This window comes from Rhodococcus sp. UFZ-B548 (genome assembly GCF_903819475.1).
In the GTDB taxonomy this organism is placed as follows: Bacteria; Actinomycetota; Actinomycetes; order Mycobacteriales; family Mycobacteriaceae; genus Rhodococcus_F; species Rhodococcus_F erythropolis.
Map to the genome: position 1 here is coordinate 1 of NZ_CAIJDS010000104.1, position 8,293 is coordinate 8,293.

The 8,293-nt window shown below is 58.6% G+C and carries 6 protein-coding genes and 2 pseudogenes; 6 read left to right on the plus strand and 2 right to left on the minus strand.

All coding sequences use genetic code 11. The annotated features are described in order from the left end of the window. Positions 1 to 110, plus strand: a pseudogene (locus H7C86_RS37795) (IS481 family transposase); the annotation flags it as partial. 10 nt (positions 111 to 120) lie between these two features. Here the strand turns inward: H7C86_RS37795 and H7C86_RS36115 are convergent. After that, complete coding sequence (locus tag H7C86_RS36115; RefSeq protein WP_182263440.1) at positions 121 to 1,311, minus strand: thiolase family protein; 1,191 nt, start codon at positions 1,309 to 1,311, stop codon at positions 121 to 123. Positions 1,312 to 2,489: 1,178 nt separating this feature from the next. Here H7C86_RS36115 and H7C86_RS37805 point away from each other — a divergent pair. The 3 genes from H7C86_RS37805 to H7C86_RS36135 all read left to right on the plus strand — a co-directional run bounded on the left by H7C86_RS37805 (position 2,490) and on the right by H7C86_RS36135 (position 4,770). After that, positions 2,490 to 2,846: an ATP-binding cassette domain-containing protein gene (locus H7C86_RS37805; protein ID WP_397517297.1), complete on the plus strand. Its 357-nt coding sequence runs from the start codon at positions 2,490 to 2,492 to the stop codon at positions 2,844 to 2,846. Positions 2,847 to 3,452: 606 nt separating this feature from the next. Beyond that, complete coding sequence (locus H7C86_RS36130; protein ID WP_182263442.1) at positions 3,453 to 3,656, plus strand: hypothetical protein; 204 nt, start codon at positions 3,453 to 3,455, stop codon at positions 3,654 to 3,656. 415 nt (positions 3,657 to 4,071) lie between these two features. Continuing rightward, the gene (locus H7C86_RS36135) at positions 4,072 to 4,770 is read left to right on the plus strand and encodes an Ltp family lipoprotein (RefSeq protein ID WP_182263443.1); all 699 of its coding nucleotides are present in this window, start codon (positions 4,072 to 4,074) and stop codon (positions 4,768 to 4,770) included. Positions 4,771 to 4,880: 110 nt separating this feature from the next. Here H7C86_RS36135 and H7C86_RS37810 read toward each other — a convergent pair whose 3' ends face one another. Continuing rightward, positions 4,881 to 5,012 (minus strand): hypothetical protein, encoded by a 132-nt coding sequence (locus H7C86_RS37810; RefSeq protein ID WP_259349433.1) that lies wholly within the window; start codon positions 5,010 to 5,012, stop codon positions 4,881 to 4,883. 2,172 nt (positions 5,013 to 7,184) lie between these two features. Between H7C86_RS37810 and H7C86_RS36140 the strand changes: the two are divergent. Continuing rightward, positions 7,185 to 7,280: pseudogene (locus H7C86_RS36140) on the plus strand (ribbon-helix-helix protein, CopG family); the annotation flags it as partial. Between the two features lie 739 nt (positions 7,281 to 8,019). Then, positions 8,020 to 8,289 (plus strand): KTSC domain-containing protein, encoded by a 270-nt coding sequence (locus H7C86_RS38145; RefSeq protein WP_182263445.1) that lies wholly within the window; start codon positions 8,020 to 8,022, stop codon positions 8,287 to 8,289. The last annotated feature ends 4 nt before the right edge of the window (positions 8,290 to 8,293 follow it).

The window sequence follows — 8,293 nt, forward strand, 5'->3', positions numbered from 1 at the left end:
TCTGGAATGTTCACTACAATTACCACCGACCGCATTCAACACGCGGAGGACGACCACCCGCCGCTTACCGCCGGCACCGCGTCACCAACGTCCGCGCCTCATACACTTAGTCGGCGGGTCCTATTGTTTAGCTTGAGGATTCTCCAACACCATCGCGAGCGCTTGGCCTACACCGATGCATATCGCAGCCACGCCCCACCGTCGGTTTTGCTCTCGGAGTACATGTGCAAGCGTTCCGACTAGGCGGCCGCCCGAGGCCCCCAGTGGATGTCCGATGGCGATGGCCCCACCTCGGGTGTTGATAATGTCAGGATCGATTCTCCACGCATCTGCGCACGCAATGGATTGCGCAGCGAAAGCTTCATTCAGTTCGACAGCACTGACGTCATCCCAGCCAATTCCGGCCTTTCTTAGTGCACGCTCAGCGGCTACGACTGGAGCGAAGCCGAACATCTGCGGCTCTAGAGCGTTGATTCCGCGTCCGGCGATGCGCGCCAAGGGATCTTGTCCCAGGATGGTCGACGCCGCCGTTGAACCGATGATCAATGCGGACGCGCCATCGTTAAGCGGGGACGCGTTTCCGGCAGTTATCGTCCCGTCCGGGCGAAACACTGTGGGCAGCGCAGCGAGTTTGTCGATCGTTGTGTCGGGGCGAATGCTCTCATCGCGGGCACGCACGACCCCATCCACCGAGACTACGAGATCGTCATAAAACCCACTCGCCCACGCGGCATCTGCCAGACGATGAGATCTCACTGCGAATGAGTCTTGTCGTTGACGTGATATCGAGAAGTGTGCGGATAGCTGCTCATTGCATTCACCGAGTGAGACTGTCCATTCCTTCGGCATACGCTTGTTGATCAACCGCCACCCTAGGGTAGTTGAGACGGCAGTGGTATCTGAGGTGGGGAATGCGCGTGAGGGTTTCGGTAGCACCCACGGCGCCCGAGTCATCGATTCGACGCCCCCAGCAATAACTACATCGGCGTCACCTGTTTCGACCATCCGCGAAGCTGACATGATTGCGTCCAGACTTGACCCACACAGCCGATTGATCGTAGTACCGGGAATACTCGTGGGTAGACCAGCTAAAAGTACTGCCATCCGTGCCACATTGCGGTTCTCTTCGCCCGCACCATTGGCACTTCCCCAGACCACGTCGTCAATCGCGGCGGAATCGAATACTGGCACCTTGTCCAGTACGCCCTTTAATGCCGCAACCGCCAGGTCATCTGGGCGGACGCCCGCGTAGATGCCATTGAGCTTGCCGAACGGGGTGCGCACAGCGGAATACACGTACGAATCGGTCATTTGCCCTATCCGTTTCATGACGAACTCGGCCGGAAGGATATTTCCGAGTTTGGACGATCATCAGTCTACTGAGTTGTTCACAATATGCACAAGTGTTCGCATCGCGGACACGCCCTGATCTGCCAAAGTCCACACGCTGCTCGAAGTGTTGAAGGCGAGCGCAGAACAGGAATATCCTCCCGATCCGAGACGCTCCAAGAAGCAGTGTGCGACTGAACCCAGGTCACGTGAAGGAACACCAATCCGCCCTCAAACACAAAATCACGGAATGCTTCGAGTCGGGGTGGACCCCGTCGATTTGTCGAGACCAGCATGTCGCCACCTACCTGCAGGTAGGTAGCTATACGACCAAAGGTTTTATTCAGAATCGTCTGCTCGTCGATCTCGCCGCACAGGGTGACAAAGCACGGCCCAGACCTTCACGCTGTTCGAGTCGCGGCCCGCCCGTTCGACTGCAGCACGAACCGGTTGTACCGACAGCACAACGGTCTCGTCGGAGACGAAAGTGTGCAGGATGACCATGTCGTAAGCCCGCCCAGCCGTTTTGCGGTGGCCGGAATCGCCACCCGAGCAACGCTAGTGTCGAGGTACACGATGAACGCCACTGCGCAGATCACCCACATGGGGGTGCGCCGTCGAAGTTCAGACCGCTCGGAGAAATGTCGGTTTGGGCGATGGCCCTACCCGAAGTCACTCGAAGGTCGTAAACTCGGAACGCGAATTACTCTAGGACACGGCCACTTTCGATGGACAGCGACAGTCTTCGCCCATCCTGGCTAGACAGACGCCGGGATCAAGGATTACCGGCGTTCGCGTGGCGTCGATCGAGCGCAGCCGAAGATCCTCTCGGCCCAGGTCCCCGCTTCCGTATTGCCCCTAGCGCGGGATTCCGGCAACTGGTATTCAGCTTGAGTACGCAACGGCGTGTTGCCATGTCTCCGCCGATCATATGCACGGCAAGGAGATACATAGCGAGTCGAATACCGTTCGGATCGGTGTCGAAGAAATTCGGCACCGCCCATGCAATTCACGACGCGGGTCCCGATATCGCCGACGGCGAATCATGGTCCTTCTCGGGCCGAGCAGATGCGGCAAGTCCACCCTCCTCCGTATGGTGCTCGGGCTGACCCGCCGACGTCGGGACAGATTGTGCTCGACGACAACGACATCACCTCGATATCCCCCGTCAACGAGGTCTTGCAATGGTCTTTCAGAGTTATGCGCTGCACCCGCATCTGACCGTCGCCAAAAACATCGGATTTCCGTTGCTCACTCGTAGACACTCGCGACGATCCGTCCCTGACAGTGCCACGGACGTGGCGTCGATCCTCAGTCTGACCCCGCTGCTGGAACGGTGTCCAGCCGAACTGTCCGGTGGCCAGCGTCAGCGAGTTGCGTTGGCACGAGCCATGGTTCGAGATACGGGTGCGTTCCTGATGGATGAACCCCTGTCTAATCCGGCAGCGAAACTGCGTGCGACGCGTACCGAGCTCATCGAACTGCACCGCCTGATCGGCACCACATTTTTTGTATGACATCCATAACAGGGCTGGGCCATGACGATAGCTTCTCGAATCATGCTGATGAACGACGGGCGCGTGGAGCAGGTAGGCACTCCGACCTAGCGCTACGACACCCCGCGGTCCACCTTCGTAGCCAGCTTCCTCGGTGTGCCGCCGCTGAACCTCTTTAACGATGCAGCCCGAAGCTGCCGCTGCTAGCCGCGGAGGCCGACGTGGTCAGCCGAGGGGTGAACTGTACGTGCAGGCGCACGATTTGTCGGTGCCGCTTGCCATCTCGGCCGCCAGCGTCGTCGTCGATCGGAGCGTGACCGTCGGTGTTCACCCGGATCTATCGCTCTGTGCTGTAGTAGAGCCCAACTCCGGCCTCGGTCACCGCCGTGGAGAACCCCGGGAGCGGAGCGCTGGTCCACGTACGTGCTGGACCAGACTCCCTGTGTGCGAAACTGATCCGTCTGTCCAGCGTACGACCCGGCAGTGCGGTACATCTCGGCATCAATACGTCCGACCTCCAACCTTTACGTCGGGAGGCTGTCGCATGCAATGAATCACATCGAATCATGGACGACTAATTGAGCCTGAAAGTTGAACCGTCCAGTACAACCCGATAAGGAACGTCACATGCCCGCGATCGCCGCCAGCCTGCCCATCAAGCACGAACCCACCCGCCTACGCACCAAAATCGCAGCAGCCACCGGAGTCTCCGTCTTCACCATCACCCTCATCGCCGAGGGGTTCGATCCCAGCGAGAATCAAGACACGCCGATGACGGACACTTCCCACTCGGAGAGTGTGACTGCCCCGCCAATGTTGCCCACTTCCTGACTCGTCTCCAACGATCGAGTTTGGGCACGCTCGGCACTGGATACCTCCTATGTGCGGCGAACTGTTCTGACGCGGCCAGGCATCGCAAGGTTGGCCTTGCGGCTGTCGGCTCGCCACGAGGTCGCCGCTCAAACTGCACACCGTCTGATGCCACGGTTCGGCGCGCACAGCTCACCGGCATAGTGCGCTCGCACCCACTGGCCGGTGAGTCCCGCAATCTTCAACAAACCCCTATCGAGAATGGTTGGGGCCCGTCATGTGCCCATTGGCTGGGAGCCCCCTCGGTCAATCCCATACCCCATGTTCGAGAACCAGAATGGGCAATCTCGGATATATATGTGACGACCGGTCTGTCTGGTTTGATTGTCGGGCACTCACCGAGTAACGCGTGAGCAAAGACTAGAAGGACAGCGCAATGACGCAGCCCCCACAGGATCCGAACCAGCCTGCCGGACAGAATCCTGATCAGCCCGACGGCCAGCAACGGCCACAGCAATCCAATGGGCAGCCTCAGTCAGGGCATTTCAGTCCACCTCCAGGCGGCTACCAGCAGCCTGAGCCTGCCAAGAAGAAGGCAAGGAAGTGGCCGTGGATCGTTGGCGCACTGGTTGTGATCATTGTGATTGCCGCGATCGCGGGCGGTGGGGACAAGGACAAGAAAGAAAATGCTGCATCGGCTACGTCCAGCGCCACCAGTCAGCCAGTCGCGGTCAAGCCTGTAGATGTCACCACCCCCGTGAAGATTCCTACGCAGGCGCCCAAGCCAACCACGACCGTTGCGCCCAAGCCAACGACGACTGTTGCACCCAAACCTGCCCAGCCGCAGATCAGCGCAAGCCAAAAGAATGCGGCACGGTCCGCAAAGCGTTACCTCGACATGACCGCGTTCTCTCGCAGCGGATTGATCGAACAGTTGGAGTTCGAAGACTTCTCGACTGCAGATGCAACCTATGCGGTGGATAGCCTAGGTGCGGATTGGAACAAGCAGGCCGTGCTGAGTGCAAAAAAATACCTCGCCATGACGTCTTTCTCCAAGGCCGGTTTGATCGATCAGTTGGAGTTCGAAGGCTACACAAGTGAGCAAGCCGAGTACGGAGCAAACGCCGCGTACTGAGCCGGTCGGTCGCCTTTTCAAACGGCAAAGCCACAAACCTCGCAAAGAGGTTGGTGGCTTTGTCGTGCATAGGCTTACATCGCTGAAACCATCGCCATAGCCTTGCCGGGCTAGCGGGCGGGGGTGACCAACTCGGTTTGGGCAGCCTCGTCGGTCAGTTCAGCATCGTTGCCGAATTTCCTGCGCGCAATGCGCTCCTCGTTGATGACGCGCTGGATGATCTCGTCGACTCGAGGATGCACGCTGTTCACAGTTCCGGCTTTCGTTGAAGTTTTGAGTAGCTCGACTATATTCCTAGCAGTTTTCTGCAGATTGCCTGCTAGATGGGGTAACAGGCATATGACAGCGCCGGGCACGGGGCGCCGGGGCTTCACTCGGAATGGGTTTGAAGAAGCCTTACGCGGGGAAACTGTTGCTTGCGGCGGCAATTCTGAGTGGTCAGTTCAGCCACGCAGGGCTCACCAGCCGGTTGTCGACTCGCCGGGGGTGGGCCCTCCTATTTGGAACAGTCGGGCAGTGGCGGACGACCCGACTGTGTGCAACTACACCAGGAAACCGTAGCTATTACGTGAATCGAAGCAAAACGCCCCATATATACCTGACCAGCCCTTGAACTGCGGCACCCCTTCAACTTTCGAGCGCAGGGGTCAGCAAGGACTCCGCTGCGCGGCGCTAATAGTTCGGGTGCGCTTGTACATTGCCTTTCCCTTGCCCGAACAGATACCCCTCCACATCCAGTGCTCGAGACCTCCCGCCCGGGGCAGTGAAGGTGAAGTGCACCCACCACATATCAAAAGTGGGACCTAACCCGCCGCCATTACGACCACGGCGCCGCCTGCGAAAACTAGCAACACGGTTGACCCCCACCCAGGTTGTTTGTGAAACCCAGCCACTTGACGCTCTCCTGCAAACGCCTCCGAGGCCACTGAATTCTGTTCGTATGACGAACTCCTGCAAGTTAATTGACGAAGGTTCAAGCCTCAAGTAACCGTTACCCCACGATGACTAGTACCCGTTGGATTTATCACGTACGGTGTTTTTACGCACCATAGATTTCCCGCCCCCACACCGGGGGTGTGGTGCACAAACCGATCGATGCGACTCTCACCCAGGCGCGTCGATCGACGACGGCGATCCTCCGCATAAGGTGCGCCGTCTGCCTCGCCGGAGCGCAAGTCACACTGCCAATTCCGGCGAGGCACCAAAACTGCGCGTCGACGGGAACTGACTGCTCGTCTGCGCGCACGGCCCGTCGGGGCGACACTCGATCCCGAGCCGGCGGGTCACGTACTGCGTGCCGTTCTGAGTGGTGAGGTCGCGGTACGCACGGCCCACCGGCATCGTGCGGTGCTGGTGGGCCGTCTAAAATCAGTGGTGCTTAACACCGGGATGGGAATTGATGCACCGGACAGATACCCTATGACTGTTCGGATTGGCTGCGCCTATCTCTCGTTTCCACCAAGCGCATCGGGATAATGGCGGGGAGATCGAGGCCTACGAACTTCGAGATTGCCCCCCAGCGATTCCGCAGATCGGACCTAACGTCGACTGGATCCGGAATCGATCGAAGCATGGGCGAAGTCCTACCTCGACTGGAATGCCCAGTCAGGACTCGTCAAGTCCCGCAATAGTAGAGAATCCCAGTCGACGTGAAAGCGCGAGCCGGACTTAGTTTTTTATTGTTCTGACTGATTACATTTCAAATTGGGCATGACCAGTTCGAGCAACCGAATACAGAGCATTCGACCGAAGTCCGGAACCCCGCCAGCCGTTGGAGTGTCGCTCTGCTGCGCCTCGGCGACGCTGCCCTCGACGAGTTGGTGGAGTGAACGACAGTGGTCGCCAAACCCGATCCTATGCAGAGCACCGCGCATCGGTGTCGGAATGCCAACGGTGCAAACCTGCGAATGTACACACCGCCCGCCGGTTTGGCGCCTCGCCGGGATCTGCACAGTAGCTGGCACCCTGGCGAAGCAATCGCTCCAGGCAGCCCAAGAGGCGGAGCGACTCGATCGATGACCTGGAGGAAATCACACCGACAGGGCTGAGCACCACGCACCCCAGGCTGGGTCAGAAATGTGGCTACGGGAGAAGGTACGAGTTCCCGGCCAGCAGTACCGGTCTTGCGCCCTCACAGGTACCTGAACGCTGAAAGTCAGGAGCTGACGAACGGGCTCCGTTGGAGCCCTCCGGACGTCACAGCGTTCAGCTTCGCCCCGCCCACGCATCCGCGGGCGGGGTCTTCAATGGCTCTCCTTCGAACCATTCTTTTCCTTTGACTAGCTCCCACTGCGGATCAACAGCAGGCAGTGCTGACAAGTCGATTGCCTTCTGCTCAAGAGGTACAAAACACATCATAATATGTACAACTGTTCGCATTACGCACACAATCTGATCTGCCAAAAGTCCACATGCTGCTCGAAGTGTTGAACGCGAGCGCAGAACAGGAACATGTCTCCCGATCCGAGGCGATCCGAGAAGCAGTGCACGGCTGGTCCCAGGTCGCGTGAAGGAACATAATTCCGCTGTCAAACACGAAATCACGGAATGCTTCGAGTCTGGAACGGACGAAGATTTCGGCCGTAGTGGATCCCCTGCGTTTTTGCTTCAGATTTGACGGCAGTCTGCACCATACCGGGTGAGACAGATAATTCTCGACTTCTGAGAGACCCTGGATTGGAGTGTCCGGGTGCGAATCTCGCAGTCCGGTCATGTCCAGCTTGGTCGCCACCGGGGATCCGCTATAGCGACGTGGCGCGCTCCAGATTCTGCGACCAGGGCGGCACGGTGCCGGCCGTTCACCCATGTGCCTGCGCTCCCTATTTCCAGCGGTTGAGTAAACAGTTCTCCCCATGCACGAAAATCTGGACCGAAAAGTCCGCCTTCATCCCCGCATTGCATCCAGTCGTCATAGTCACAGTCGCTCGCTCGTTCTTGGACGACGAGGGCACTGAGGTGAGCGACCAGCAGCCAGTCGACCGCCGGATATCCCTCGTGAAGTCGCCAGTTATTCGACTCCACCACCCTTACCGCCACTGTCGGCAGAGTTGAGACCGGCCGAACAACGAAATCCATGCGGTGCTTCTCTCGACGGTTGTGGGGAGTCTCAGGCTAACGTGAAACAGTCACGAGAGGATTTCTCTCAAGTACTCATGCGCAGATTAGTCCCGGTTTCGGTCGCTATATCCGGTCCGGGTCCTTGACCATGACACGGGGCGGCAAAGTCCTCTACTAAGGACGACATCCGTCGTGCATCTGACTCCTATCAGATCCCGCAACGTCCGTGCCATGGGCTACCACCCCGGAAGCCGAACATTGGTCGTCGCCTTCCACAGTGGTGGCACGTACGAGTACTTCGACGTGGCTCAGGTGTTATTCGATGAACTCACCAATGGTGCTCCGCATCCGTGGCCCAGAGTCGGTGCCGCCGAAACGGCACAGGTACGCACCCATTCGTGCGTCACTTCGTTAGCCTCGCGCTTTCACGGTGAGCGCTTCGAAACCCTGAGTCGGATATAAAGAA